The following is a 26,561-nucleotide window of genomic DNA, read 5'->3' as shown; positions in this document are numbered from 1 at the left end:
AAAAAGTATTGTATACTCTGAAACTATACGATACTTTTTCGTATAGTTATAGAATATAAGGAGTGACAAGATGGGAAAGACAAGTAAGTATGTGACAGCTGCCGCACTTTGTTCAACTATAGTAATGGGAGGCTTACAAGCGTCATCTGTATCTTATGCAGCTACAAATCCGACTACAGTGACAGCACAATCAGATGTAAAGTTATTAGATGATTTCAGAAAAGAATTAAAAAAACAGATTGATAATCGAGAAGAAAATATTACAATCACATATAAAACAAAAGATAGAAATGCTAGAAATATTATGGATCAATTGTATGGTGAGTTTAATAAAATTGTAGATGCTGATGAGTATGTAAAATATAATGTAGCGTCTACTAGATATTCCATTAAAGGAATGCCAGGGGACTATACGTTTACACTGCAAGTAAAATACCGTGAATCAAAAGAACAAACTCAATATGTAAAAGCTCAGGCGAAATCAATTGTTGGATCAATTGTAAAACCAGGGATGGATGAGCATGAGAAAGTAAAAGCTATTCACGATTACGTTGTTAAGCATGTGTCTTATGATACGTCTTATCAAGCGTATACAGCATATGAAGCATTAGCGAATCGTTCTGCCGTTTGCCAAGGATATACATTATTGACGTATGAGTTGTTAAAAGAGGCAGGTATTCAAAATCATATTGTAACAGGCACAGGAAACGGACAAGCTCACGCGTGGAATTTAGTGAACATTGAAAACAAATGGTATCACCTAGATACTACATTTGATGATCCAGTACCAGATAAAGCAGGGCGTGCAACTTACTCATATTTTAATATGTCTGACGAACAGTTAAGTAAAGATCATGAATGGGATCGTAGCAAATATCCAGCGGCAACTACAAGTTATTTTGGTGAATTAACAAATAAAATAAAAGCTGGTAGCTCAAAAACTGTCGTATATGAGCAGATGTTAAAAGAAACAAATTTACAATACTTATCTGCAGAATACGGAGCAGAAAATTATAATGAATTTAAGCAAAAGTTGCAGCAAAAGTTTGCAGCCAAGCCAGAAAAAGTAGAAGTGCGATATAAGCAGTCCATGGATGGAACGATGCAAGATATAAAGAAAGTATTAAATGAAATAAATTGGCCAAAAGGTGCAAAGCGTGTGTCTTATCAAGTAGCGCCTTACAGTGCATTGGCGGGTTATTCATTAGCGACAATTACATTTACGTATTAAGCAATGGGAAAAAGCATCTGTAAAAGGTGCTTTTTTTATTAATTGATTGCTTTTGAATATTAAGAATTGTGTGATAGAATAAATGAATAAGGATGTGAATGCTGAATGAACTTGTTCGAAAGTAATATTTTTACATTGATATATACTTGTTTAGTAATCGGACTTATCGTTTTGTTTTTCATATCATTTACTTTGTTTATTAGAAGAGTATTACAAAGCAGTGCTGCAAAGAAACACCACGTGATTGATATGAACCAGAAGCTAGATCGAATCATTGAATTGCTTGAAAAAGATAAGAAATAGCGATAGAAGAGGTATGAAAAGGGGAAAGAGAATGGCCAATTATATAAAAGAATTACGTGAAAAAGTAGGACATGATTATGTTTTCTTAAACTTTGCCGGTGGTTGTGTATTTAATAAAGAAGGAGAAGTATTACTGCAAAAAAGAGGAGACTTTAACGCTTGGGGATTTCCAGGTGGTGCAATGGAGATAGGAGAATCAGCTGCGGAAACTGCAATCCGAGAAATAAAAGAAGAAACCGGGTATGATGTAGAAATAAATGAGCTTATTGGAGTGTATACAAAATATTTTCAATCATATCCAAATGGAGACAAGGCCCAGTCAATTGTGATGTTCTTTTCATTCTCAATAGTTGGAGGTGACAAAAAAGTAGATGGTGATGAAACGTTGGATTTGAAGTTTTTCCCGTTAGACGACATGCCACCGTTATTTTGTAAACAACATGAAGATTGCCTGCAAGATTTATTGGAGAAAAGAGTAGGGGTATATCGTTAACATATAAAAAAGAAGCTAAATGAAGATTAGCTTCTTTTTTATGTTTCATTTATTTCCACCAATCATCAAACATTGACGCTGGTACTTGTCTTTTATGCTCACTCACTGTGTAACGTTTTTCAATTTTCTCTGCAACGTCAGCTGGAACTGCTTTACCTTCTAAATAATCATCTAATTGATCATAAGTAATACCTAACTCTGTTTCATCAGCTTGACCTGGTTTTTCATCTAATAAATCAGCTGTTGGCATTTTTAAGTACAGTCGCTCGTCTGCGCCTAACTCTTGTAATAATGCACGTCCTTGGCGCTTCGTTAATCCCGTTAATGGTAATAAATCTGCACCACCATCTCCGAATTTTGTAAAGAACCCTGTTACAGCTTCTGCAGCGTGATCTGTTCCGATAACAAGTAGCCCTTTTTGTCCACCAATTGCATATTGAGTAACCATACGGATACGTGCTTTCACGTTACCTTTATTGAAATCTGTTAATGATTCACCCAATAAGTTTTCATATTGATTTGAAAAAGCATCAACAGTTGAAGCAATATCAAATGCAACAGATTGATCTGCTTGAATGAATTGTAATGCTAATTGTGCATCATCTTCATCTTTTTGTACTTTATAAGGAAGACGCACGGCGATAAACGTTGCATTACCACCTTCGTTACGAATTTCTTCAACTGCAAGTTGTGCTAAGCGTCCTGCTAATGTAGAGTCTTGTCCGCCGCTAATACCAAGTACAAATCCTTTTGCACCTGTTTTTTTTACATAATCCTTTAAGAAATCAACTCGTTTACGAATTTCAACTTTTGGATCAATTACAGGCTGAACATGTAATGCTTTCATAATCTGTTCTTGTAATGTCATTATGTTTCCTCCTATTCATATTAAAGCGGTAATTAAGTTTATATGTATAATGGTACATACTTCTATCCTTTATTATTTCGCAAAATTAACGAATATACAATAGGATGTGTGTATGAATATGAATGTAGTCATTATAAATAAAGTACTACGTATAAGCAATTTTTTTAAACCTTTCAAAAATGTAAGGTTTTTGTCATTTGAATCGATGGAAGGTATTTCCGCACTTTACTAATATAAAAACATAGATAGTAGAAGGGCGGAGAAGTAATATGAACATTAGAGAACTAGCATATCGGAATGTAACCCGAAATAGACGGACATACTCAGCCTATTTTTTGAGTAGTGCATTTGCAATTATGGCCTTTTTTGTGTATTCATTTTTTGCGTTTCATCCGGCATTAAGTGCAGGAGAATTAGGTCAGTACGTATTCGTAAGTATGTCTTTTGCACAGTCTATTATTTACTTATTTACATTCTTCTTTATTTTATATTCGATGGGAATGTTTTTAAAAACGAGAAAGCGTGAACTAGGAATTTTAATGATGTTAGGTATGACGAAATATCAATTAAAGCGTCTAATCTTTTTTGAAAATATTATGATTGGAATAGGGGCAATTATTTTTGGTATTCTTTCAGGTATGTTATTTTCAGGGGTATTACTATTTGTCGCTCCGATGATATTGAAACTAGATATCTCCTTATCCTATTACATACCGATGAAAGCAATTGTTGTAACGAGTATTATGTTTTTTATTTTATTTATGATCATATCATTGTTTAGTGCAGGAATGATTCGTAAAAATAAGATTATGAAGTTGTTTAGAGGATCGGCAGAGGCGAAACCTGAACCGAAAGCATCAATCATTTCTTCCATATTAGCAGTAGTATTGCTTAGTGCTGGCTATGTAGGAGCTCTTCTATCACATGGAGCAATGGTATTTATTATGATGATTCCTGTTACAACGGTAGTTATTATTGGGACGTATTTGTTGTACAAGCAGCTGAGTGTCTTTATTATTCGATTATGTAAAAAAAGTAAACGTTTCTATTGGACACAGACTAATATTATTACGTTATCAGATTTAGCGTATCGCATGAGAGATAACGCAAGAATGTTCTTTATTGTAACCATTATTTCTACTGTAGCATTTTCCGCAATAGGGACATTAGTTGGCTTCGCATCCATGACGAAAGGGATAATGGAGAGACCGATTTCGTTTCATTACCATTCTAAGCAAGGGAATAGTAACGAATCACAGCATATACAAATGATTGACAAAGGATTAAAGAAACATAGTATAGCAGCTTCAAAAACTAATATTTCGACAAAGAAAACGGAGGAACAGTCGTTAAGAAGCGCCATTTTTATAAAAGAATCAGACTATAAGAAATATGCAAAGTTAACAGGAGAACCATTTAATACTGTAGCAAATAAAGAAGTTGTATTTTTGTCAGCTAATATACCAGGGCCAACGATGAAAGAAAGAAAAGAAATTACTTTACCTAATATGAATGAAAATTTAAAAGTGAAAAAAGTTACTTCATCTTCATTGGGGAAAATATTAAGAGGAAATGTTTATGTAATCTCTAATAATCAATATGATTCATTACAAGATGGGTTTATAGAGACAAAAGATTATATGTATAAAACTGAAAGAACGAAAGATGAGATTGAAATTGGTAAAGAGCTTACGCATCAAATTAAACCGTATCAAGAATATTCAACGTTTAGTGCGGAAGAGTACGAGCAAAACCAAAGTTTACAAATTGCAGGACCGATTTTATTTGTAGGTTTCTTTATTGGTATAGTATTTTTCGTTTGCGCAGGAAGTTTCCTTTACTTCCGTTTATTCTCCGATTTGGAGGATGATGTTCGTTTGTTCGAAATGATTCGTAAAGTTGGATTGACAAGTAGGGAATTATCGAAGGTAGTTACAATTCGATTGGCGCTTTTATTCTTCGTTCCAATTGGTGTTGCAACATTACATGGAGCAGTAGCTTTAACGGCGTTAGGGCAAATGTTTGAGTACTCATTGTTTAAAGAAAATACAGTTGTATTAAGTATTTTCATAGGTATTCAAGTTGTATACTTCTTACTTATAAGATCCCGTTATGTAAAACAATTGAAAGAGAGATTACGTATGCATTAAATGTGTTTTTTTAACTCGAGTACAAAATTTTCTAAAAAGAGGCAAGTATTGTCAAAAAGTGATAAAATGGAAAAAGCGAGGTGAAAAAATTAATAGAGAGTAAGGGGGGAGAAATATGAAAGCAACAGGAGTTATTCGAAAAGTAGACGAATTAGGACGAATTGTTATCCCTAAAGAATTACGCGATGTATTGGGAATACAAATCAAATCACCGCTTGAAATTTTTGTAGAAGCAGATAAAATCATTTTACAAAAATATCAACCTTACAATGCTTGCCAAATCACAGGTGATGTTTCAGGGCAGAATATTACATTAGCAAATGGAAATATTACAGTTGGCATAGAGGGAGCGGAATATTTAGTAAAAGAAATAGAAAAGTTTTTAAACAAGAGTGAGGTTTAGTCTTAATTTATATTATTTTTCAAATTACATATCATTCTTTTAAAAAGACTGTAAGAGGACCATTAATTGGTCCTCTTATTTTGGTTAGTAGTTGAACGACTCGGGTTGTTACTTCCTACAAATCATAGGGAAAATAAAGAAGTATTATAGAGGTAGTAAATGATGTTGAGAAATATTTGAAAAGAAGGAAAACAAAAAGAATAAAACGAATGTTACATTTACACGTATTCAAAAGTGGTCTGAAATGAAAATAATACATTTTCAGGAGGGATTACGATGAGTAGTACAGTGAATAAACAAAAAGGTATACAATTGATTCCGTTTACCGTAAATAAGGTGGTAGAACAAGTAAATGAAATTCCACCAGGTGTACAACTGATTCACGCTCCGCAAGTATGGGAAAAGAGTGTGAAGGGGCAAGATGTAGTCGTTGCCGTATTAGATACAGGGTGTGATACTAATCATATAGATTTAAAAGATCGTATTATCGGCGGAAGAAATTTCACAAAAGATTATGAAGCTGATCCAAATGTGTATCTTGATAATAACGGACATGGTACTCATGTTGCGGGAACGATTGCCGCGACTGAAAATGGTGTCGGTGTATTAGGAGTTGCACCACTTGCTAAAATGTTAGTATTAAAAGTTTTAGCGGGAGATGGTTCTGGAAGTTATGAGCAAATTATTGAGGCGATTCATTATGCTGTAAATTGGAGAGGGCCGAATCAAGAGAAAGTGAGAATTATTTCAATGTCACTTGGTGGTCCGCAAGATGTTCCAGAATTACATGAAGCAATTCAAAATGCGGTAAAGCAGGATGTTCTCGTTGTATGTGCTGCTGGAAATAATGGAGATTGCGATGATGAAACAGAGGAACTAGACTTTCCGGGTGCGTACTCCGAGGTAATTGAAGTTGGTGCCGTTAATTTAGAGAGGAAGATTGCATGTTTTAGTAATTCAAATCAAGAAATTGATCTAGTAGCGCCAGGTGATGAAATATTATCTACGTATCCAGAAGGAAAATATGCTGTGCTAAGTGGAACTTCCATGGCGACGCCGCATGTTGCTGGAGCGCTCGCCTTGCTCATTAAACAGTGTGAGAAAGAATACGGTCGAAAGTTATCGGAGCCGGAAATATATGCACAACTCATTAAAAGAACTGTACCTTTAGGGTACGAACGTACATCTGAAGGGAATGGATTAATAGATTTATTAAAAGAATAGCCATAAAAAAAAACATCTCATATGAATATGAGATGTTTTTTTTTTATGGCTCTGTCGCATGTAATACTTCCCTATTTAAAGAGTCTTATTGTTGTTGAATACTTTTTCTTTGTTTTATTTTTTGTGACAGGAATTTTGTTTGTATTAATGATGAGGCACTTACAAAACATGTCTAGTGTAGCAAGAGGAACAGGAGCCGTGCTTGCAAATGCTTCTATGTACATTGGTCAAATGATTGATGCGGCAATAGCTGGAATGTTATTTGCAACATCTCACAATTTTATACTTATAGGTAGTTTTACTGCGTTACTATATATAGGAGCTTTATTTTTGTTTAGAAAAAGTGAAAAACTTACTGAAAATAGTGAAACAGGAATTGCATCATAAAGCTTGTATAAATATTTCACAAATCAGAATTAATAAGAGTGTGAATACATGAATGTGCTTTTAATTAAAGTGGTTACTAAAAGTATAGAGATAGTAGAAGAAATGTATTGTAACAAAGTTATGAGGAATCAAAAAATAAAAATCCCTATAAAGATAGGGATTTGTATATCGGCATATAGTTCCTTGGAAAAGGATATACTTAGTTTAGCATATCGGACTACTTATATTTGTGAAATAGATGTGAAAGTAATGTGAAAAGTATTGTAATAAAAAGCACTGTTTTAGCTAATGTAGCTAAAACAGTGCTTTTCTCTTTGATTGAACAGTTGCAGCATTTTCATCATGTATACCTGCATCTTTTATAATTCGTTGTTTTGCTTTATTTAATAGATGGTTTACTGCTTCGCCAAAATAGTTAGCTTCGCTTTTTGTGCGGGCTTCTCGTAAACATTTATAGTTTTCTAGCAGTTCCTCTTTTTCGGAGTTTGTTAAGAAATCTTCTATTTTCTTTTTTGTCATACGAAACACCCTTTCTCCTGACAAACGACGCAATAGAAAATATTTATTTCTCATTATAACAATAATTTTAAAAGAAAGTATACACTAACGTCGCAATAATTTGTCAATTTCTTGAATCTTCTCATCAGCTTTCCCAATTTGCGTATTTTTAGCCTGTTCGCCACCAAGAGCTTGATGTAGTAAAAAAGTTTGACCGGAAATAGCAGTTACAATGGATACTTTTATAATTTCTTTTATTGCGGTGACATCGAATAAAACGAGCCCAAGAAGTGCGGCTAGGCTACCAGTAAAAATATCAGTTAAAAATCCAAAATGAAAAAATGTTTTCAAACGGCGTGGAAGCAATAACTTACCTTGGTTATTGATTAGATGGGAAACGAAGCCGGTAATGCCACCAACGAGAACAGCGGTTAGCCATTGATACATTTCCATCGAATCCACTCCTTTTAGTGAATAAGATTCGATTATTTTATATTGATTCCTTTTAATATTTCATATAAGCATATTGAGAAAGTTTGTTTGGGTATATTTTGTATTCAAATTAATTATAACAGAAAATTTAGATAGATTTCAGTCTATTATATGAATCATTTTTACAATAATATGAATGCAGAAAGGGGTGCGTGATATGAATATAGATTATCGAATAAGAAGTGTAGATGGTTATACAAAAAAATAGGGGAATTAGTAAGCCTGCTTGAGCATACGAGAGCTGTAACATTAGGCGAAGTGAAAAATTTATCAGTTGAGCAATTAGATTTAATTATGCAAAGCAGCGGAAATTCAATTGGCGCCTTATTAAAGCATATAGCAGCTATTGAAAAAGTTCATCAGCTTATTTCATTTCAAGATCGTGACTTTACAAAAGAAGAATTAGAAATATAGGAAGATGCACTGTATTTAGGGGAAGCGGGTAGAGCAATCCGTGGTCATGAAATAAAGTATTATGTACAACTTCTACAAAGTGTTCGAGAAGAATCTCTGAAGTATTTAAGTGAACAAGGTGATGAGTGGCTCATGTCAGAAAGAAAGTGGCCTAACGGTGTAGCATATAACCAGCACTATCTATGGTTTCATGTGCTAGAAGATGAAATTAGTCATCGAGGACAAATTAGAATGCTCAAAAACAAGTTGTTTGAAAATTACGTAAAATATTGTAGCTTTTTACAGGAGAATTCCATATAATGAGAATAATCAAAATAAGAACGGGGTGATGTATTATGGCGAAAATAACTTATATGAATAATCAACCAAATACAAAGGTGGATGGAAAGGGCGATATTATATAAGGTAATTCGCAATCCTTCCACTTAGTACAAACTAGGGAGGATATTTATTTGAATCAAAATATTTTAGAATCTTTCGGCTGGGATTCATTTTTTGAAGAACAAGTTACAGAGAAAAATTATGAAGTAGGTCGTATTTTACTTGAGCATAAGCATATATATCGCATTATTTGTAATGATGGTGAATATATGGCAGAACTGTCTGGGAAGTTTCGGCATGAAGCGATTACGAAAGGCGATTATCCAGCAGTTGGTGATTGGGTGTATATAAAGAAAATAGAAGATGAAAAGAAAGCGATTATTCATCGTATTTTCCAGCGAAGAAGCTCTTTCTCAAGACAAGAGGCTGGAACAAGAACAGAAGAACAGATTATAGCAGCAAATGTAGATTATTTATTTTTAGTGAATGCACTTAATCATGATTTTAATGTTAGAAGGATGGAACGTTATTTATTATTAGCGTATGAAAGCGGCGCTATGCCAGTTATTGTTTTAACAAAGAGTAGTATATGTAATGATGTGGAAGAGAAAATTGTAGAAACGGAAGCTATAGCAATTGGTGTTCCTATTTTCGTTGTTGATAGTTTAGAGCATACAGGTATAGATTCGTTGAAACAATTCGTTTCTTCAGGGAAAACAATTGCTTTAGTTGGATCATCAGGGGTAGGAAAGTCAACTTTGTTAAATGCTCTAATAGGAATTGATGTAGCAAAAACGGGAGATATACGTGAAGAGGATAGTAGGGGGAGGCATACGACAACGCATCGAGAATTATTCCAATTGCCTAGTGGCGCTCTCGTGATTGATACGCCTGGCATGAGGGAATTGCAACTTTGGGAAGGCAGCGAAGCGATTCAAACAGCATTCTCTGATATTGAAGAACTTGCGACAACATGTCGTTTCCGTGATTGTAAGCATGAGAATGAACCAGGATGCGCGGTGTATAGTGCAATTGAAAACGGACTTATTACGATAGATCGTTTGAAAAGCTATAAAAAATTACAAAGAGAACTGGCGTATTTTATGAGGAAACAAGATGCAATCCTTGCCAGAGCAGAGCGTGATAAATGGAAGAAAATTTCTAAACAACATAAAAAAATGTAAAAACCAAAGGGGCCCCTTTGGTTTTTTCTATTTGTAAATTTTATAATAATGTTATTCATATATATAGACAAAGAGAAATTAATTGTTTAAACTTTACAAAGTATTCACCATAATAGGTTATGAAAATAATAATTAAGGAATGGGAAATATTCATAATTAACTCAATTTAACTTTTAAATTTGAAAATTAGGAGGTTCATAATGGGTAAACTATTAAATTTGTTTCGTGATATGAAAGTAGCAAAAAAGCTATTAATTTCATTCTTTGTAATTTTAATTGCAGCCGTTTCTATAATCGGGGGCATGTCTTATCAAACTGCTAAAAAGAATTTTGAATCACAAATTACGAGTAGTGCTAACGATAATATAAAAATATTAGATAATTTAATCAATCAAATGATTGAAGCAAAATTTAACGATGTGAATAACTTTGCACGAGTAATTCAAGGGAATATGTATCAAGGGGATAATCAGGATGAGCTAAGAAAGACATTATCTCAGTATATCAATTTGAATATAGATGTTGAACAAGTGTATGTTGCCGGTAATGATAAGAAATTTGTACAGGAACCAAATATACAAATGGCAGCAGATTATGATCCAACAACACGACCTTGGTATAAAGATGCAGTGGCAAAACAAGGTGGTATTGTTGTTAGCGAGCCATATAAGGCAAAAGGAAATGGACATATTGTCGTAACGATTGCAAAACAAACAGAAGATAAAAATGGGGTTGTTGCGCTAGATTTAAGTTTAGACAATTTATTAAAAACAACAAAGTTAATCAATATTGGTAAAAAAGGATATGCCTTCATTTTAGATGGAAAGCAAAAAATCATTGCTCATCCACAAGAAAAATCAGGGGATAAAGCAGCTGATTCTTGGGCAAAGAAAATTTATGAAGATAATCATGGTGCTTTTACATATTCTTATGGTGGTAGTGAAAAGAATATGGTATTTGCTACAAACGTAAAAACAGGTTGGAAAATTGGTGGGACGATGTACGCAACTGAAGTAATTGAAGCTGCTCAACCTGTATTTTATAATATGTTAATTGTTATGCTTATTTCGTTAGTAGTAGGTGGAGTACTTATTTATTTTGTGACACTTTCAATTACGAAGCCTTTAAAGAGATTAGTTATCACTTCTAAAGAAATAAGTGAAGGAGATTTAACGCAAACAATTGAAATTCATTCTAATGATGAAATTGGTCAACTTGCGAAAGGTTTTAACGAGATGACAAATTCATTACGGACGTTAATTGGAAGGATTAACACTTCGGCAGGACATGTTGCAGCAGCATCAGAAGAACTAACTGCAAGTGTAAGACAAGCGAGTGAAGCAACTGAGCAAATTACAACAGCAATGGATGAAATATCAAGTGGGGCAACGACGCAAACAACAAGTGTAGAAAATGGTGCTATGTTACTGTTTGATGTAACGGAAGGAATTCAGCATGTAGCAAATAGTTCATCATCTATTAATATCGCTTCTGCTCATACTCGTGAAAAAGCAGAAGATGGTGGGAAACTAGTAGGAAGAACAGTAAACCAGATGCAGTCTATTGCAGAATCGGTTTCACAATCAGATGCTGTTATACAGTTATTAAATAATAAATCAAAACAAATTGGTGATATATTGGAAGTAATTCAAAACATTGCAGATCAAACAAATCTTCTAGCTTTAAATGCGGCAATTGAAGCGGCAAGAGCTGGTGAACATGGAAGAGGTTTTGCAATTGTTGCAGATGAAGTACGTAAATTGGCAGAGCAGTCTAGCATATCTTCCAGTGAAATTAGTAAATTAATAGGCGAAATACAAGACGATATGGGTAAGACAGTCAAATCAATGAATCATGTAAATGAAGAAGTTCAATCTGGACTTGTTATTGCAAATGAAACGAAGCAAAATTTTGCTGAAATTTTACAATCTACAAATGAAATAGCTAATCAAATTAAGACGATGGTTGAAACGGCTAATGGAATGTCAAAAGGGGCAAATGAAGTATCTATTTCAGTAGGACAAATTGCAATGACAGCACAAAATAATGCGACAAGCACACAAAATGTTGCGGCTTCAGCTGAAGAACAGCTAGCTTCGATGGAGGAAATTGGATCAGCGGCGGGTACGCTATCTCAAATGGCTGAAGAATTGCAAGTATTAATTGAGAGATTTAAAGTTTAATAGAGAACAGACTCCCCCTAGTAGCATTATGACACTAGAGGGTAGTCTGTTTTATTATGTAAAATCAAATGAAGATGTAAACTTCCTTTATGACGTTTAAAATGGTATTTTGCATAATATTTGTCGAAAAATAGAGGTGTTTGTTAGCTTTGTGTATAATTATTAACCTATAGAATACAAATAAAAGGAGAGTATTATGGGAGTGTATTGGGGGACAAAAAGACATTCTTGGCTTAGTTACGTCTCATTTTGGCTAAGTATTTCATTTTTTATTGTTTTTCTAATTGAAGTGTTTATATTAAAAACACTTTCGAATAGCTCGGTGCAAATTGTTAAATATTTTTATTTTATACTTGTACCAGTAAATATTTTTCTTAGTTTAAAGTTACTATTTAAGAAGAATGAAAAGAAAGCGTTACCTATTTTTAGTTTCATTGTCTCATTATTATTTGCAATTTTAATAATCGTATTAGTTTTAGCAGCTATAGGGAAGTTCTTTTAAGGGGAGTGGTATAAGTCACTCTCCTTTTTTATTTGTGATAGTCTTACTATATGTAAAAGTGTGAATGCTGTGAGCTAATAAAAGCGGAGAGTAGACAATATTTGCATGGATTAAAGTCTGTCGTTATTTGAACTTGTAAGAGTGTATGGAGTAATGAGGTAATATACATAATAATGGAGATAGAATTAGTTATTTTATAAGTGTGTATGAAGCAAATGAATACGGTAAGAACGGTGATATATGGTACAATAGCTATGGATAGTGATAGAGATAAAGGGTATATAAAATACTCATCGTTTTTTAGTAAGAGAGGGGTTATCTTATGCTATACGAGGATTTGGAGACATTATTTCAAACAGCTCCGAAAGAAGATAGAGGCGGATGGAAATATATAATCCAAGAACAAAATGATACATTTAAAATTGGTGATGAAATACTGAAAAATCAAATGAGTGTCGAATTGTATTTTAATGAATACGATGAGGTGAAAATCACTTTATATAAAGATGGAATTCCCATTACGACTATGCAAAAAATTACGATTTCAAAAGTTGAATTAGACGAAGATGAAGAAGGTATTCAATTTGTTTTAGAACGCATGCCTAGTCGAATGATTCGGTTGCAGTTAAAGCCGTATTTAGCATTAGAAATGGGACCGTACTGGGAAGTATGTGATGATTGTGAATGAACATAAAAAAGCATCCAATAACATGGATGCTTTTTTATGTTTTTTGAAGTTGTTTAAACGCAATGATTGGAAGTATAACAATACTTACCCATCCGATGATAGGATATAGAATGTGAAGTAAGTCACTGTAACCGATGTAACTAAAGCAATAACTAATTAGTAAAATGAAGAAAATAATATTGTGATTTTTCCACCCAGTAATAGATTGCATCTGTTTTGTCATTCCGAACACATTACCAACTAAAGTTGTGAAAACTTCACCGAAAATAATGAGAACGAAGAAGAAGTGAAAAGTTGCATTAAATCTTCTTATGACTTCAGCCATTGGGATATTATATTGATAAAATTGATCGACTGATAAGATTGCTAAATGGCTGCATAATAAAATTAAAGAAAGTCCAGCACCACCTAAAATCCCACCCCAAAAAATGGCTTTTCGATCCTTTACTTCACTGGCTAATGGGACGAGAACACTTTGGGCGAGAGAAAGGTTTAAGGCGACATATGTAATAGGGCTAGTAATCCATTTCATATTCCAGCTCTCTGCAGGAATAGTGTTATTAATAGGAGGTGTACCGTGAAAAAAGGTTGTAATAGCAAGTCCGATAATAAAAATCATCATAATAGGTACGACAAGTGTATTTACTTCAAAAACACCTTGTAACCCGCGGCTACTTATAATGAGACAAGCGATAACTGTAATGAGAATACCGAGTTGTCTTGGTAAGCGAAGTTGCTCTTCAAATACTGCACCGGCCCCTGATAACATAACGCTCGTTACGCCGAATAAAACGAGTAATAATAATGTGTTTACAACATTCCCAAATACATCCCCAAATAAATATTTGTTAAATTCTTGCGCTGAAAATGCCCCGATTTGTGATGAAAGTAACATCATCTTTGTGCCAAGCCAAATAAAAAAAAATCCACTTACACATATGCCAATTGTCCCGTATAATCCATTCACTGTGAAAAATTCAACAATTTCTCGTCCAGTAGCAAATCCAGCTCCAACGACAGTTCCGATATAAGTAGCAGCTACTTTCTTTGCTACTTGCCATTGTTGATTGTCCATGTTATCCCTCTTTCTACTATGATGAGCTTGATGTACTATTATGCATATGTATGAGCTTGGACAATTAGACGTATGAAGTGGTTGAAAAAATACATGAATTAAATGATATTAGGGAAGCATTAAAGGTGTTAAAACTTTGTTACATATAAGCCAATTGTTCGAAAGGAAAGGGAATGTATGGTAAAATGTAATTAAGTTATTAAAAGATAAACATTACAAAATGATAAGAGGAGTGATTGTATGAGTACGAAAACAAATGTTGTTGAAGTATTAAACAAGCAGGTAGCAAACTGGAATGTGTTATATGTTAAATTACATAATTATCACTGGTATGTGACAGGGCCACACTTCTTTACATTACATGAGAAATTTGAAGAGTTTTATAATGAGGCTGGAACGTATATTGATGAGTTAGCAGAACGTATTTTAGCTTTAGAAGGTAAACCATTAGCGACAATGAAAGAATATCTCGCAACATCTAGTGTCAGCGAAGGGACAAGCAAAGAATCTGCAGAAGAAATGGTGCAAACATTAGTGAATGATTATTCTGCACTTATTCAAGAATTAAAAGAAGGTATGGAAGTTGCGGGTGAAGCTGGCGATGAAACATCAGCTGACATGCTGTTAGCAATTCATACAACATTAGAACAGCATGTATGGATGCTAAGTGCATTCTTAAAATAACGATAAATATATAGAAACCCATTGAAAAATTATTTCAATGGGTTTTTTTATGATTTTTCAGTTTTCTTTTATGCTATAATATAGTAAAAAGGAGGCGATGCGATGTTTCGCTTTTTCAGAACTGGAAAAGAAGAGCGGGAAATTACGAAAGATGAATTAGAACAAGCGATGGCTCAGTTTTTAGAAACGAATGCTAATATCGTTTATACAGTATTAGTAAATGATGATTATACAGTAAATTATGATTTGTTAAAACCATATTTACCTGCATTTCCAACAAATGTTTTTCTCATAACGAAGGAAACGCTTGAGGTATTTGAACATACAGCAGAAAATTTAAACCTAGTGAAAGAAATTGATGTCGTACAAAAAGCAGTAGATCAATACGTAACAGAAAAAGAAATGTTCCCAATTGTTGAAGGTAGCGAAGATCGCCTCATATGTGGAATGAAATTAGGACCTTACTTAACTCGTAGCTTAAAAAGAGACTTATATATTTCAGAAAAACATTATTTAGTTTCAAGTAAACCAGATAGAAAAAAACAAAAGAGTGGGTAGACGTAATGAAAACAACAATACATATATTGTTGTCTTTTTTTGTTTGTTAAAATATTGATTTTTCAGTCTATTATTATTTATACTAAATGTATTGGGCAGGGAAGAGCAACTATTAAGCATCATTCTGAGAATAAGGTATTGTTAGCGTGGGTTATACAAAGTGGTATAAAGATTCGCAAACAAATATTATAAAAGGTTTCGGGGGAATTGGTACATGAAAAATAGTATGACTTACATTCAATTATTAAATGAAACGTTACGTTGTTATGCAAATAAAGGAAGTTTTGAAGCGTACAATTATATAATGGAAAACGCTACAGGTGTAATAGGGAATGAGGCGCAAATATATAATTTTAAGTATGCACTCGCAAGTGCATCGGGACTTGAAAAAGAAGCATTACATTTAATGAGAGAGGCCATTATAGAAAAGGGATTCTGGTATGGAAATGAGTATTTAATTTCCGACGAAGATTTAAAATCACTACATAAATTTGAAGAATTTCATACAATGGTGCAATTATGTAAAGAAAGAGAAGAATTAGCACATAAAAAGGAAAGACCAGATGTGAAATATATATACAGTAAGAAAGAGGGAAATCTACTACTTACATTGCATGGTAACCAAGAAAATATACAAATAGTAGAACCATATTGGAAATCTGTTTTGATACAAGATTATATGTTAGCTTTACCACAGTCTTCACAAATTGAGTTTTCAGATGGATTTGTTTGGGAGGATATAGAGAGAGGGAAAGAGGAATTAAAAGAGCATTACAATAAGTTTATAGAAAATCATACAGTAGAAAGTGTAATCATTGGTGGTTTTTCTGCAGGGGCGAGAGTAGCTTTATATACGATTTTACAACAAGATATAAATGTAGATGGTTTTGTTTTTATGGCACCATGGATTCCCGAGATTGAAGAGTGGGATGAGTTGCTAAGAGTGCTGAAGGATAAACATATAAAAGGATATATAGTATGCGGGGATCAAGATGAAGATTGTTTCGAATCCACGCAGCAATTTGTACAACTATTAAGAGAGAAAAATATAGAACATAAGTATAAAGTTGTGCCTGACTTAGATCATGATTATCCTATTAACTTTGAAGAGCTATTAAAAGAAGCTATTGAATATATAGGAAATGAAAACAATAAGTAGTAAGAAAAAGAGATGCATCACATGTGATGCATCTCTTTTTAGAATTATAAATTAAAAGCATTTGCTAGTAAGCGATAAGAATTTAATTTATGTTCAAATTGATGAGTAATCGTGACAATCATAAATTCGTCAGTATTGTATGCTTTGCTTAAGTTTATTATTTTTTCTTTTACAGAAGACGGATCACCAACAATCATACGTTGACGATTTTCTTTTATACGGAATAAATCATAAGCGCTGTATGAATAATTTTGAGCAGTTTCAATAGAAGGAGTACCAGTAGTTCGTTTTCCTTGCTCTAATAATAAGATTGATAAATCTAAACTAGAAGCAATTTTTTCCGCTTCTTCATTTGTTTCTCCGCATATAACAAAGATGGCAACGATTGAATTAGGCTTATCTCCTAAAAATGAAGGCTCATATTGTTCTTGGTAAGCCCTCATAACTTCAGGGCCTCCGAAGCCGTTAATAAATTGTGCAAATGCGAAAGAAGCTCCGTTGTTTGCAGCAATTTTAGCACTCTCTCCGCTAGAACCGAGCATCCACATTTCAGGAGACGTTGGGATAACTGGAGTGGCTTTTAAGTTTGCATAGTGATGGTTTTCTGGTACTTGATCATGTAAGTACATTGCAACGTCTGCAATTTGTTCTGGGTATTGATCAAGTGAGACCATTTTCCCTTCTTGAAGTGCGCGAGTTGCTATTGGCATACCACCAGGCGCTCTACCAACACCGAGATCGATGCGGTTCGGATACAATGCTTCTAGAACACGAAAATTCTCAGCAACTTTATATGGGCTATAATGCGGTAACATAACACCACCTGAACCGACTCTAATACGGTCCGTTTTTGCGGCAATATGAGAAATAAGTATTTCTGGACTTGAACCAGCTAAGCTTACGGAATTATGATGTTCGGATACCCAAAAACGTGTGAATCCGAGTTTTTCAACTTCTTGTGCAAGCGTAACTGTATGTGAAAAAGCTTGGGCTGCTGTGCTACCATCTGAAATAGGTGATTGGTCTAATACACTTAACTTGATCATAGAATATACCTCTCAATCTTAATGTACATCCTATTATATATTTACTTATGAAAAATGCGTAGTGAAATGCTCAAAATGAAAAGCGGATAATCTTATTTCCGCTTTTAACGAGAAAATCCGCGTTCATAATGATTCATTTCGACTAGATTTAAAATATATTCATAGTTGTCAATTTCACGCTTTAGTTGTTCACGTTCTTTTTCAGATAGTGTCATATTGCTAAGTTTTTTACATAAGTTTTGTTTCTTTAATTCTAAATGTTTTTTTGTAGCATCGTAGTCATAAGTATGTTTCATTTTTAACCACTCCTTCTTTGTAGTTGCTATATTATACGAAGTATAAAGAAAAGTGAGATCTGTCTCTTATGTACTTTTAGTGAATATTCAAATTGCAATGGTGTTATGTTTATGGGGATTTATGAATAAAATGCACTAAACCACTAACGTCCATTTGATGAAGTAAGGGGTGGAATTGTGCAGAAAGATATAATGTATAATACTGAAATGGATGAAGCGTTAAAAGTTATAGATAAAGGATTGAAGAAGACGATAAGCCCAAAACAAATTATTGTAGTGGGAGCTGGTATGGCTGGGTTAGTTTCAGCTTCTTTATTAAAGGCTGCAGGACATGATGTGAAAATTTTTGAAGCAAATAACCGGGTAGGTGGTCGTATAGAAACAGTTAGAATGGAAGATACCGGATTATATTTAGATGTTGGAGCAATGAGGATTCCTTATTCACATACATTAACGATGGCATATATAAGAAAATTTAGGCTACAGGTGAGACCTTTTATTAATAGGAATGAGACGGATATTATATACGTAAATGGACGGAAAACGACGTTAAAACAATATGAAAAAGATCCAAGTATTCTAAGATATCCTGTGGAAATGAATGAAGTTGGAAAAACGTCAGAGGAATTATTATTGTTAGCGGTACAGCCCATTATAAATTTTATAAAAAAGAACCCAGAAAAAAATTGGGATATTGTTGTAAAGGATTTTGGGAGATACTCTACTGGACAATTTTTAAAGTATCATCCTTATCAGTATAATACTTACTTTTCGCCAGTAACAATTGAGATGATTGGTGTTCTATTAGATTTAGAAGGTTTTTTGGAACGGTCGTTTGTAGAGACTTTACGCTTTCTATACATTATGCAAGAGGAGAGCGGATTTTGTGAAATTGTGGGCGGGAATGATAGATTGCCAAAGTCATTTTTACCGCAATTAGAAGAGAATATTATATATAATCAAAAATTAATGAAGTTACATCAACACGATAATGGTGTGACAGCTTTCTATCGGAACGAGGAAACTTTTGAATATAGTAGTATTACAGGAGATTTAGTTATTGTTACCATTCCGTTTTCGACAATGCGTTTTGTAGAAGTAGATCCGTTTGATTCTATATCTCATGAAAAATGGAAAGCAATTCGTGAATTACATTATATGCCTGCGACGAAAATAGGAATTCAATTTAAAAGCCGATTTTGGGAAGAACAAGGACAATTAGGTGGCAGAATTATAACAGATTTGCCAATTCGTTATGCCTATTATCCAAGTTATGGAATTGGGGAGAAAGGACCGGCTATGATGTTAGGTAGCTATACATGGTCTTATGACGCGTTGTTATGGGATGGTTTATCAAAAGGGGATCGTATTTATTACGCATTACACAACTTAGCAACAATATTAGGTGGTCAAGTGTATGATGAGTTCATATCTGGAATTTCAAAAAGCTGGACATTGGATCCGTATGCGCTTGGAGGATTTGCACTTTTTCAAGCAGGTCAAGAAACTGAGCTGCAACCAGCGATTGTCAAACCAGAGGGGAGAATATTCTTCGCTGGAGATCATACAACGCTATATCACGGATGGATTCAAGGTGCGATTGAATCTGGAATTCGTGTAGCGGTGGAAGTGAATGAGTAAAAGGTTTTCAATTCAGAAAATTCTTTACTATATAACTTCAGATGGATATTATTATATATAAAAGAAATATAGGGAGTGTTTACAGTGAATCCGTTATTATTCGATTTTCCTTCTGAATTTTATACTGACAGGCTTTTTATTCGAATGCCGAAACCAGGAGATGGTAAAGTTGTATATGATGCAATTCAGGCTTCAATACAAGAACTAAAACCTTGGATGGTGTTTGCACAGAAAGAGCAAACAGAGGAAGAAGTAGAAGTGAGCATTAGAAAATCGCATATTCAATTTTTGCAGCGTGAGGATTTAAGATTACTAGTATTTTCGAAAGAAACAGGTGAGTTTATTGCATCAGCTGGATTACATCGTATTAATTGGGATATACCTCAATTTGAAATTGGATATTGGATTGATACAAGGTTTAGCGGAAAAGGCTATATGGTAGAGGCTGCGAAAGGTATAACGGATTACGCTTTTTCTGAATTAAAAGCAAATCGTGTAGAAATTCGTTGTGATTCTTTAAATAAGAAGAGTAGAGCGATACCTGAGAAATTAGGTTTTAAGTTAGAAGGTACGTTAGAAAGTGCGAGTGTTGCGGTAGATGGAAACGGATTAAGGGATATGTGTGTATTTGCTATGACTAGAAATACATATGAAAAAGAAGAGCTGTAAGAAAACAGCTCTTCTTTTTATGCATTATGGTACAGGATGTCCATTAGAGCTTTCGAAAATTGTAAACCATTGTTGACGGTCTAAGTTAACTTTTGTAGCAAGAGCGGCAGTTTTTACGCGATCTAATTTACCAGAGCCAACGATTGGCATCATATTAGCTGGATGAGCAAGTAACCAAGCATACATAACCGTATCTATACTAGAAACACCTAGCTCAGTAGCAACTTTTTGCACAGTTTCACGTACACGTACAGCACGTTCTGATTGACCAGTAAAAATCTCCCCACCAGCAAGAGGTGACCAAATCATTGGATTGATTCGTTTTTCTTGGCATAAGTCAATTGTTCCTTTTTCAAAATGCTCAAGCTGCAATGCAGAAACTTCAATTTGGTTCGTAATAAGTGGAAAATCTAAGTACGAATTTAACATATTAAATTGTGAAGGTAAGAAGTTAGATACACCGAAGTGACGAACTTTTCCTTCTTGTTTTAATTGTGAAAAGGCTTTTGCCACTTCATTTGGATCCATAAAAGGATCGGGACGATGAATAAGTAATACGTCAATATAATCTGTATGTAAATTTTTAAGTGATGCTTCTACACTTTGCATAATATGCTCTGTACTAGTATTGTAGTGAGCAACATATCGTTCTGGAAATTTCGGTGATGGGGGAGCGATTCCACACTTTGTAATAATTTGCATGTTTTCTCGTAAGGAAGGCTTTAATTGTAAAGCTTCGCCAAATAACCCTTCACACGTATATGCGCCGTAAATATCAGCGTGATCAAAAGTAGTAATTCCCATATCCATACAATCTTCAATGAAAGAAAGTAATTCTTGTTTTGTCATATTCCATTCTGCTAAACGCCAAAATCCTTGAATAATACGAGAAAATTCTAGCGTTTCAGCCATTTGAACTCGTTCCATTATAAGTACCCCCTTGATGAATAATAATGTTTTGAAAAGGCTTTCTTACTACATATTATTATATAGTTAATTAGGTGTACAGACAATAAATATGTTTTGCTACAAAAACGATTTTCTCTATATGCTATAATATAGAAACATATAGCTATAAGGAGATGTACGAAATGATTCCAGTAACAATATTAACTGGTTTTCTTGGATCGGGGAAAACGACATTATTAAATCGTATTTTATCAGAAAATCACGGTAAGAAATTAGCGGTGATTGTAAATGAAATAGGGCAAATTGGCATTGATAATCAGTTGATTATGAATGTGGAAGAAGAAATTATGGAAATGACAAATGGCTGTTTATGCTGTACTGTACGTGAAGACTTACTTGTTGCTTTGAAACAGTTATTGGACGTAAAAGCAGAAGGGAAAATGGATTTTGATGGTTTAGTAATTGAAACGACTGGCCTTGCAAATCCAGGCCCGATTATTCAAACATTCTTTTTAGATCCAGTCATTCAATCTGCTTACCAAATTAACGGTGTTGTAACGGTAGTAGATAGTTATCATATACATAAACATTTTGTAAAAGGATTAGAAGCAAAAGAGCAAATTGCGTTTGCTGATGTCGTTTTAGTAAATAAATTAGATTTAATTGAAGAGAATGAGAAAGAACATCTCTTGCATGAAATTCAAGGAATTAACCCGACTGCAAAGTTAATTGAGGCGACTAACTGTGAGGTAGATATACCATCTTTATTACAAATCCAAACGTTTAAAATGAAAGATACGTTGCAAATTTACCCTCATAAAGAACATAACCACTTAGAAGGTGTGAAATCATTTGTATTACGTGAAGAACGTCCGCTGGATTTACAAAAGCTTAATGAGTGGATGTCAGCTGTCGTTCAAGAGCTAGGGGAATATTTATATCGTTACAAAGGAATTTTATCAATAGATGGAGTAGATAAACGTATCGTTTTCCAAGGTGTACATACGTTATTTGCTGCTTCGTACGATAGAGAGTGGCAAGAGGGCGAAGAGCGAGTAAGTGAAGTAGTTTTTATCGGAAGAGATATTAATAAAGAGTGGTTCCAAGAACATTTCGAGGAGTGTGTGAAATAAGTCTGCGTAAATTGCAGGCTTATTTTTTATGAGCATTCTATTAGATTGCAAAACAGAATTAAATAAGGGGGAGAAACTAAAAATTGATAAATGTATAATAAAAAGCCTGTTTTCACAGGCTTGTATTTTCGTCTATTAGTAACTCCATTACAACACCTACAACTGGACCTTCATCATCAATATCCCCATTTAAGCGGAAACCAAATGATTCATACAGTCCCATTGCAAGTTTGTTGTCTGGATGTAAACTTAAGTAAATTATTTTGCATTCAAATTTTTCTTGTAAGAATTGAATGAGTAAGCGAAGGAAACGTTTTGCGTATCCTTTTCCTTGATATTGTTGGTCAATCATAAAGCGATCGAGCCATACACTTTTATGTTTTACTGAATACCATCCATACATTGCGTATCCTACAAGTGTTTCTCCATCATATAAACCTACTGACGTTCCGTTTCCTTCATATAATGATTCTGCTAAAGAAAACGCGTTACTTTCAATAAATTGTTGCTGATCTTTTGCGACGTCTAAAGCAACTACTGAACGCCAATTTTTTGCTGTTACTTCACAAATGTGAAGATTCATAATTCCAACTCACCTTCTAAATTAATATAGCTTTAAAGCTAATATGGATAATTTTACTTGTTATTTTGGTCAAGTCAAGGATAAATACATAAAAAGGCAGCTGAATAACAAATTCAGCTGCCTAGAAAGTATAATGGATTAGTTTGTTGCTTCTTTCAATGTGTTTACGTTTTCTTCCATTAAAGTAAAGTAATCTTTATTATTTTTTGCATCATCTTCAGAAATAGTAGCTAAGTGATTTAAGCGTAAAACTTTTGTACCAGTTTCTTTTTGAATTACGGATGCTACTTTTGGAGTAGAGAATGTTTCGAATAAAATATATTTTAGGTTATGTTCTTTTACTGTTTTTGTAATGTCAGCAAGCTGCTTTTGAGATGGTTCATCAGAAGCTGAAATTCCAGCGATAGGAATTTGTTTTAGGCCGTATCGTTGTTCCCAGTAACCATAGGCAGCATGAGAAACTAAAATTTCTTTCGTTTTTGCGTTCGCTACAGCTGCCTTAAATCCATCGTCTAAATCAGTAAATTTAGTTTGAAGTGCTGCAAAGTTTTTTTCGAATTCTTGTTTATGTTCAGGTTGTAACTCTACAAGTGCATTTTTAATTTTTTCTGCCTGTTTCATTGCTAGAGTAGGGTCTAACCAAACATGCGGGTCTTTATCGTGATGATGTTCATCTTCTTTATGGCCATCTCCATGATCATGATGCTCTTCTTCAGTAGAAGCACGAAGCTCAATACCTTTAGATGCATTTACAATTTTAACATTTTCTTTTTGTAATGTTTTTTCCATTTTTTCAGCAAATGGTTCTAATTCAGCGCCGTTATAAACAAATAAATCGGCTTTTGCAACTTGTACTGTTTGTTTTTGACTTGGTTCAAATGTATGTGAATCTGCACCAGGTGGGTAAATCGCTTCAACATTTACATAGTCGCCACCGATTTTCTTTGCGAAATCAGCAAGTGGAAAAATCGTTGTATAAACTGTTAGCTTTCCATCTTTCTTGGCATTACTTTCTTTTTTATTTGAGCAGCCAGCGAAAATTAAGGTAAAAATAAGTAAGAATGAAAATATAGTCAATCTTTTAGGCATGAAGTTCTCCTCTTTTCTTTTTTACGGATATATTTTCCCCAATTATAGAAGAAAAATATCATTTTAATACAAAACGGAATAATTACGTTTTAGTTTGCGAACTTAGTATAATACATCTTTAATAAAGTTGCAATAAATAATAATCATTCCGATTTGTTTTTGTTATAAAGTTGTCAAATATAGGTGTATTATTTTTGCAAATGCATGCATATGTGACAACGCTGTTTTCATATATTGAAAAGGAGGTAAAGAGGGGGATGAGCGCTTGGGTTACTTAATGGAAGCTATTTTATTAATATTAGCGGTAGTATTGCCATTATCTTTCGTATTAATTTTTTTAAGAAGATTAATAAGTAATTTAGGGGACGCTACAACAATAACGAAATTACAAGAGAGAGATGAGAAAAAAGAGTGAGTAAAGCACTATGCGTACGCATAGTGTTTTACTTGTGGTAAAATAAGAGCAGGAAACTCCTAAAGGTTGTATTTTACTAAAGGAGAGAAAAGTAAAATAAGAGGTATATGCATATATGAATAAGCGAACAGCGTTAATACTTGGTGCAAGTGGTTTAGTTGGACAAGAGATAACGCGTCTATTACTTGAATCAGATTACTACGATTCGGTTACTATTTTTGTAAGAGAGCCAATGCAATTGCAACATGAGAAGTTACAGCAGAAACAAGTTGATTTTTCGGTATTAGAGGAATATAAAGAGTTCTTTGCTGTGGATGATGTTTTTAGTTGCTTAGGAACAACAATAAAAAAAGCAAAAACAAAAGCAAATTTTAAAAAAGTAGATTATGAATATACGTTACGGGCTGCGTGTTTAGCTGAAAAACAAGGGGTACAAAATTTCCTTGTCGTGTCTTCTATGGGAGCGAATCCTAAATCATTCTTCTTTTATTCACAAGTGAAAGGAAAAATGGAAGAAGAATTGCAAAAGTTAGTGATTGGTGGTATTCACATTTTTAGACCATCATTATTAGTAGGAAATCGACAAGAATTTCGTTTCGGCGAACGAATGGCTGAAAAGTTATCTCGTATTATTCCGTTTATCTTTAAAGGAGCTTTCAAAAAATATAAACCAATTTCAGCTAAAGATGTGGCGAAAGGGATGTATATAACCGCGCTGCGAGAAGAATCGGGTATCCATACTTATAATTCAAATGAAATTACAACGATAGAATAAATAAAACCGAGAAGAATGACTTCTCGGTTTTATTTATTCGTATGAATTTTTCCTGGTGCTCGCTTATATTGGTGAGGTTCTTGCAATTCAAAGCCAAGTTCATTGGCCGCTATTCTCGGAAAATACGGATTGCGAAGTAATTCACGTCCGATGAAAATTAAATCTGCTTCGTTATTATTTAAAATTTGCTCTGCTTGTACTCCGGTCGTAATCAATCCAACTGCACCAGTTGCAATGTTAGCATGCTCTTTAATATGTTTGGCATATTGTACTTGATAACCGGGATACACATCAATATGTGCTGGTACAACTGCGCCAGAACTACAATCGATTAAATCTATTCCCTGTTCTTTCATCCACTTTGTATACTGAACATAATCTTGAACTGTTAACCCGTCAGGATGATAATCATTTGCTGAAATACGGACAAATAACGGCCCGTCCCAAACTTCATTTATCGAGTCAATGATTTCGCGTAAGAAACGATAGCGGTTTTCAGGTGAACCACCATATTCATCAGTCCGCTTATTGGAAAGCGGAGAAAGAAATTCATTAATAAGATAACCGTGAGCACCGTGTATTTCAATAACATCAAATCCAGCTTGTTTTGATCGTACTGCAGCTTGCTGAAAAGCTAATACGGTATCTTTAATTTGGTGTTTGCTCATTTCTATTGGCATTTTCATTGTTTCATTAAATGGAATGGCTGAAGGAGCTAACGCATCTGTTTCTAGTTCTGCTTTTCTTCCGGCGTGAGCGAGTTGAATGGCAGCTTTTGCACCATTATCATGTATAAAAGTAGTCGTTTTATGTAAGCCTTCAATTAAACTGTTATCCCAAATGCCTAAGTCTTTATTTGAAATTCGACCTTCAGGTAACACGGCTGTTGCTTCAATCATAACTAAACCAACTTGACCGGCAGCTCTTGTTCCATAATGAATGAGATGGAAATTCGTTACTTGGCCATCCCCGTTTTCCGATGAATACATGCACATAGGTGACATAACAATCCGGTTTTTTAATGTAACGTCCTTAATTGTATAAGGTGAAAAAAGTTCGGAATTCATCCAATAGCCTCCTAGATTGAATTTTCTTACATTGTATCATTCTCTTTTTTGTTTCTCTAATAAAACGCTTATACGAAAAATTTTGTATATTCGTGTTACAATGACTAATATGAACTGAATT

Annotated in this window: 29 protein-coding genes and 2 pseudogenes; 21 read left to right on the top strand and 10 right to left on the bottom strand. The window is 34.0% G+C overall.

The window, feature by feature from the left end:
- The first annotated feature begins 70 nt into the window (after window positions 1-70).
- The 3 genes from AU379_RS14145 (at window position 71) to AU379_RS14135 (ending at window position 2,027) form a co-directional block, all read left to right on the top strand.
- A complete protein-coding gene (locus AU379_RS14145) occupies window positions 71-1,231 on the top strand; it encodes a transglutaminase domain-containing protein (protein ID WP_000520857.1) in 1,161 nt (386 codons plus the stop codon).
- Window positions 1,232-1,336: 105 nt separating this feature from the next.
- Window positions 1,337-1,534 carry a DUF4083 domain-containing protein gene (locus tag AU379_RS14140; protein WP_001048101.1) on the top strand — a complete coding sequence of 66 codons (198 nt, stop codon included), beginning with the start codon at window positions 1,337-1,339 and terminating at the stop codon, window positions 1,532-1,534.
- Window positions 1,535-1,565: 31 nt separating this feature from the next.
- The gene (locus AU379_RS14135) at window positions 1,566-2,027 is read left to right on the top strand and encodes an NUDIX hydrolase (protein ID WP_000024999.1); all 462 of its coding nucleotides are present in this window, start codon (window positions 1,566-1,568) and stop codon (window positions 2,025-2,027) included.
- A 49-nt stretch (window positions 2,028-2,076) separates the two neighbouring features.
- On the opposite strand, the gene nadE is transcribed toward AU379_RS14135, so the two are convergent.
- A complete protein-coding gene (nadE, locus tag AU379_RS14130) occupies window positions 2,077-2,895 on the bottom strand; it encodes an ammonia-dependent NAD(+) synthetase (RefSeq protein ID WP_000174901.1) in 819 nt (272 codons plus the stop codon).
- Window positions 2,896-3,164: 269 nt separating this feature from the next.
- Here nadE and AU379_RS14125 point away from each other — a divergent pair, with 269 nt between their 5' ends.
- The 5 genes and pseudogenes from AU379_RS14125 to AU379_RS31225 all read left to right on the top strand — a co-directional run bounded on the left by AU379_RS14125 (window position 3,165) and on the right by AU379_RS31225 (window position 7,314).
- Entirely contained in the window at window positions 3,165-5,045 is a 1,881-nt protein-coding gene (locus AU379_RS14125; RefSeq protein WP_001026001.1) for an ABC transporter permease, read from the top strand.
- A 115-nt stretch (window positions 5,046-5,160) separates the two neighbouring features.
- Complete coding sequence (locus tag AU379_RS14120) at window positions 5,161-5,448, top strand: AbrB/MazE/SpoVT family DNA-binding domain-containing protein (protein ID WP_000648325.1); 288 nt, start codon at window positions 5,161-5,163, stop codon at window positions 5,446-5,448.
- 276 nt (window positions 5,449-5,724) lie between these two features.
- Window positions 5,725-6,672, top strand: coding sequence for a serine protease (locus tag AU379_RS14115; protein ID WP_000099756.1), 948 nt, complete (start codon window positions 5,725-5,727; stop codon window positions 6,670-6,672).
- A gap of 48 nt (window positions 6,673-6,720) precedes the next feature.
- Window positions 6,721-7,059: pseudogene (locus AU379_RS14110) on the top strand (MFS transporter permease); the annotation flags it as partial.
- A gap of 48 nt (window positions 7,060-7,107) precedes the next feature.
- Window positions 7,108-7,314, top strand: a complete 207-nt coding sequence (locus AU379_RS31225; RefSeq protein ID WP_001101740.1) for a hypothetical protein — start codon at window positions 7,108-7,110, stop codon at window positions 7,312-7,314.
- Window positions 7,315-7,353: 39 nt separating this feature from the next.
- Here the strand turns inward: AU379_RS31225 and AU379_RS14100 are convergent, their stop codons facing one another.
- Both AU379_RS14100 and AU379_RS14095 read right to left on the bottom strand, forming a co-directional pair.
- Window positions 7,354-7,578, bottom strand: a complete 225-nt coding sequence (locus tag AU379_RS14100; protein WP_000162602.1) for a hypothetical protein — start codon at window positions 7,576-7,578, stop codon at window positions 7,354-7,356.
- An 84-nt stretch (window positions 7,579-7,662) separates the two neighbouring features.
- On the bottom strand, window positions 7,663-8,010 hold the full coding sequence (locus AU379_RS14095) for a DUF4257 domain-containing protein (protein ID WP_000426317.1): 348 nt from the start codon (window positions 8,008-8,010) through the stop codon (window positions 7,663-7,665).
- A gap of 196 nt (window positions 8,011-8,206) precedes the next feature.
- On the opposite strand from AU379_RS14095, the pseudogene AU379_RS14090 reads away from it, so the two are divergent.
- The 5 genes and pseudogenes from AU379_RS14090 (at window position 8,207) to AU379_RS14070 (ending at window position 13,341) form a co-directional block, all read left to right on the top strand.
- Window positions 8,207-8,763, top strand: a pseudogene (locus AU379_RS14090) (DinB family protein).
- Between the two features lie 152 nt (window positions 8,764-8,915).
- Window positions 8,916-9,968: a ribosome small subunit-dependent GTPase A gene (gene rsgA / locus AU379_RS14085; protein WP_001073075.1), complete on the top strand. Its 1,053-nt coding sequence runs from the start codon at window positions 8,916-8,918 to the stop codon at window positions 9,966-9,968.
- A 200-nt stretch (window positions 9,969-10,168) separates the two neighbouring features.
- Entirely contained in the window at window positions 10,169-12,151 is a 1,983-nt protein-coding gene (locus AU379_RS14080) for a methyl-accepting chemotaxis protein (RefSeq protein ID WP_000517294.1), read from the top strand.
- 196 nt (window positions 12,152-12,347) lie between these two features.
- Window positions 12,348-12,653 (top strand): hypothetical protein, encoded by a 306-nt coding sequence (locus AU379_RS14075; protein ID WP_000539571.1) that lies wholly within the window; start codon window positions 12,348-12,350, stop codon window positions 12,651-12,653.
- A 322-nt stretch (window positions 12,654-12,975) separates the two neighbouring features.
- A complete protein-coding gene (locus AU379_RS14070; protein WP_000965059.1) occupies window positions 12,976-13,341 on the top strand; it encodes a DUF3979 family protein in 366 nt (121 codons plus the stop codon).
- A gap of 34 nt (window positions 13,342-13,375) precedes the next feature.
- On the opposite strand, the gene AU379_RS14065 is transcribed toward AU379_RS14070, so the two are convergent.
- The gene (locus AU379_RS14065) at window positions 13,376-14,416 is read right to left on the bottom strand and encodes a GerAB/ArcD/ProY family transporter (RefSeq protein WP_000370203.1); all 1,041 of its coding nucleotides are present in this window, start codon (window positions 14,414-14,416) and stop codon (window positions 13,376-13,378) included.
- Between the two features lie 240 nt (window positions 14,417-14,656).
- Here AU379_RS14065 and AU379_RS14060 point away from each other — a divergent pair, with 240 nt between their 5' ends.
- The 3 genes from AU379_RS14060 (at window position 14,657) to AU379_RS14050 (ending at window position 16,817) form a co-directional block, all read left to right on the top strand.
- The gene (locus AU379_RS14060; protein WP_000105199.1) at window positions 14,657-15,100 is read left to right on the top strand and encodes a Dps family protein; all 444 of its coding nucleotides are present in this window, start codon (window positions 14,657-14,659) and stop codon (window positions 15,098-15,100) included.
- 102 nt (window positions 15,101-15,202) lie between these two features.
- Complete coding sequence (locus AU379_RS14055) at window positions 15,203-15,658, top strand: DUF3939 domain-containing protein (protein WP_000488207.1); 456 nt, start codon at window positions 15,203-15,205, stop codon at window positions 15,656-15,658.
- Window positions 15,659-15,872: 214 nt separating this feature from the next.
- Entirely contained in the window at window positions 15,873-16,817 is a 945-nt protein-coding gene (locus AU379_RS14050; RefSeq protein WP_000798318.1) for a hypothetical protein, read from the top strand.
- 44 nt (window positions 16,818-16,861) lie between these two features.
- On the opposite strand, the gene AU379_RS14045 is transcribed toward AU379_RS14050, so the two are convergent.
- Together AU379_RS14045 and AU379_RS14040 are read right to left on the bottom strand one after the other, a co-directional pair.
- The gene (locus AU379_RS14045; protein WP_000594042.1) at window positions 16,862-17,863 is read right to left on the bottom strand and encodes an LLM class flavin-dependent oxidoreductase; all 1,002 of its coding nucleotides are present in this window, start codon (window positions 17,861-17,863) and stop codon (window positions 16,862-16,864) included.
- Window positions 17,864-17,967: 104 nt separating this feature from the next.
- Window positions 17,968-18,159 carry a DUF3896 family protein gene (locus AU379_RS14040; RefSeq protein WP_000683359.1) on the bottom strand — a complete coding sequence of 64 codons (192 nt, stop codon included), beginning with the start codon at window positions 18,157-18,159 and terminating at the stop codon, window positions 17,968-17,970.
- Window positions 18,160-18,336: 177 nt separating this feature from the next.
- Between AU379_RS14040 and AU379_RS14035 the strand changes: the two genes are divergently transcribed.
- Together AU379_RS14035 and AU379_RS14030 are read left to right on the top strand one after the other, a co-directional pair.
- Entirely contained in the window at window positions 18,337-19,800 is a 1,464-nt protein-coding gene (locus AU379_RS14035) for a flavin monoamine oxidase family protein (protein ID WP_061139427.1), read from the top strand.
- 84 nt (window positions 19,801-19,884) lie between these two features.
- On the top strand, window positions 19,885-20,469 hold the full coding sequence (locus AU379_RS14030) for a GNAT family N-acetyltransferase (RefSeq protein ID WP_001068743.1): 585 nt from the start codon (window positions 19,885-19,887) through the stop codon (window positions 20,467-20,469).
- 24 nt (window positions 20,470-20,493) lie between these two features.
- Here the strand turns inward: AU379_RS14030 and AU379_RS14025 are convergent, their stop codons facing one another.
- Window positions 20,494-21,396: an aldo/keto reductase gene (locus tag AU379_RS14025; protein ID WP_000442784.1), complete on the bottom strand. Its 903-nt coding sequence runs from the start codon at window positions 21,394-21,396 to the stop codon at window positions 20,494-20,496.
- Window positions 21,397-21,560: 164 nt separating this feature from the next.
- On the opposite strand from AU379_RS14025, the gene AU379_RS14020 reads away from it, so the two are divergent.
- Window positions 21,561-22,511, top strand: a complete 951-nt coding sequence (locus tag AU379_RS14020) for a GTP-binding protein (RefSeq protein WP_000613430.1) — start codon at window positions 21,561-21,563, stop codon at window positions 22,509-22,511.
- Between the two features lie 112 nt (window positions 22,512-22,623).
- Here the strand turns inward: AU379_RS14020 and AU379_RS14015 are convergent, their stop codons facing one another.
- Both AU379_RS14015 and AU379_RS14010 read right to left on the bottom strand, forming a co-directional pair.
- The gene (locus tag AU379_RS14015) at window positions 22,624-23,094 is read right to left on the bottom strand and encodes a GNAT family N-acetyltransferase (RefSeq protein ID WP_001048677.1); all 471 of its coding nucleotides are present in this window, start codon (window positions 23,092-23,094) and stop codon (window positions 22,624-22,626) included.
- A gap of 138 nt (window positions 23,095-23,232) precedes the next feature.
- Window positions 23,233-24,183, bottom strand: a complete 951-nt coding sequence (locus AU379_RS14010) for a metal ABC transporter substrate-binding protein (protein WP_001126151.1) — start codon at window positions 24,181-24,183, stop codon at window positions 23,233-23,235.
- Between the two features lie 265 nt (window positions 24,184-24,448).
- Between AU379_RS14010 and AU379_RS30595 the strand changes: the two genes are divergently transcribed.
- A complete protein-coding gene (locus AU379_RS30595; protein ID WP_000540932.1) occupies window positions 24,449-24,598 on the top strand; it encodes a hypothetical protein in 150 nt (49 codons plus the stop codon).
- A 115-nt stretch (window positions 24,599-24,713) separates the two neighbouring features.
- On the top strand, window positions 24,714-25,373 hold the full coding sequence (locus AU379_RS14005) for an oxidoreductase (RefSeq protein ID WP_001042736.1): 660 nt from the start codon (window positions 24,714-24,716) through the stop codon (window positions 25,371-25,373).
- 29 nt (window positions 25,374-25,402) lie between these two features.
- On the opposite strand, the gene namA is transcribed toward AU379_RS14005, so the two are convergent.
- A complete protein-coding gene (gene namA / locus AU379_RS14000) occupies window positions 25,403-26,440 on the bottom strand; it encodes an NADPH dehydrogenase NamA (protein ID WP_001083647.1) in 1,038 nt (345 codons plus the stop codon).
- Window positions 26,441-26,561 lie beyond the last annotated feature (121 nt).

Origin of the sequence: Bacillus sp. JH7, from assembly GCF_001563515.1 — a bacterium.
In the GTDB taxonomy this organism is placed as follows: Bacteria; Bacillota; Bacilli; order Bacillales; family Bacillaceae_G; genus Bacillus_A; species Bacillus_A cereus.
Note: the sequence above shows the minus strand (reverse complement) of the source record. Positions and strands in the feature narration are given on the sequence as shown.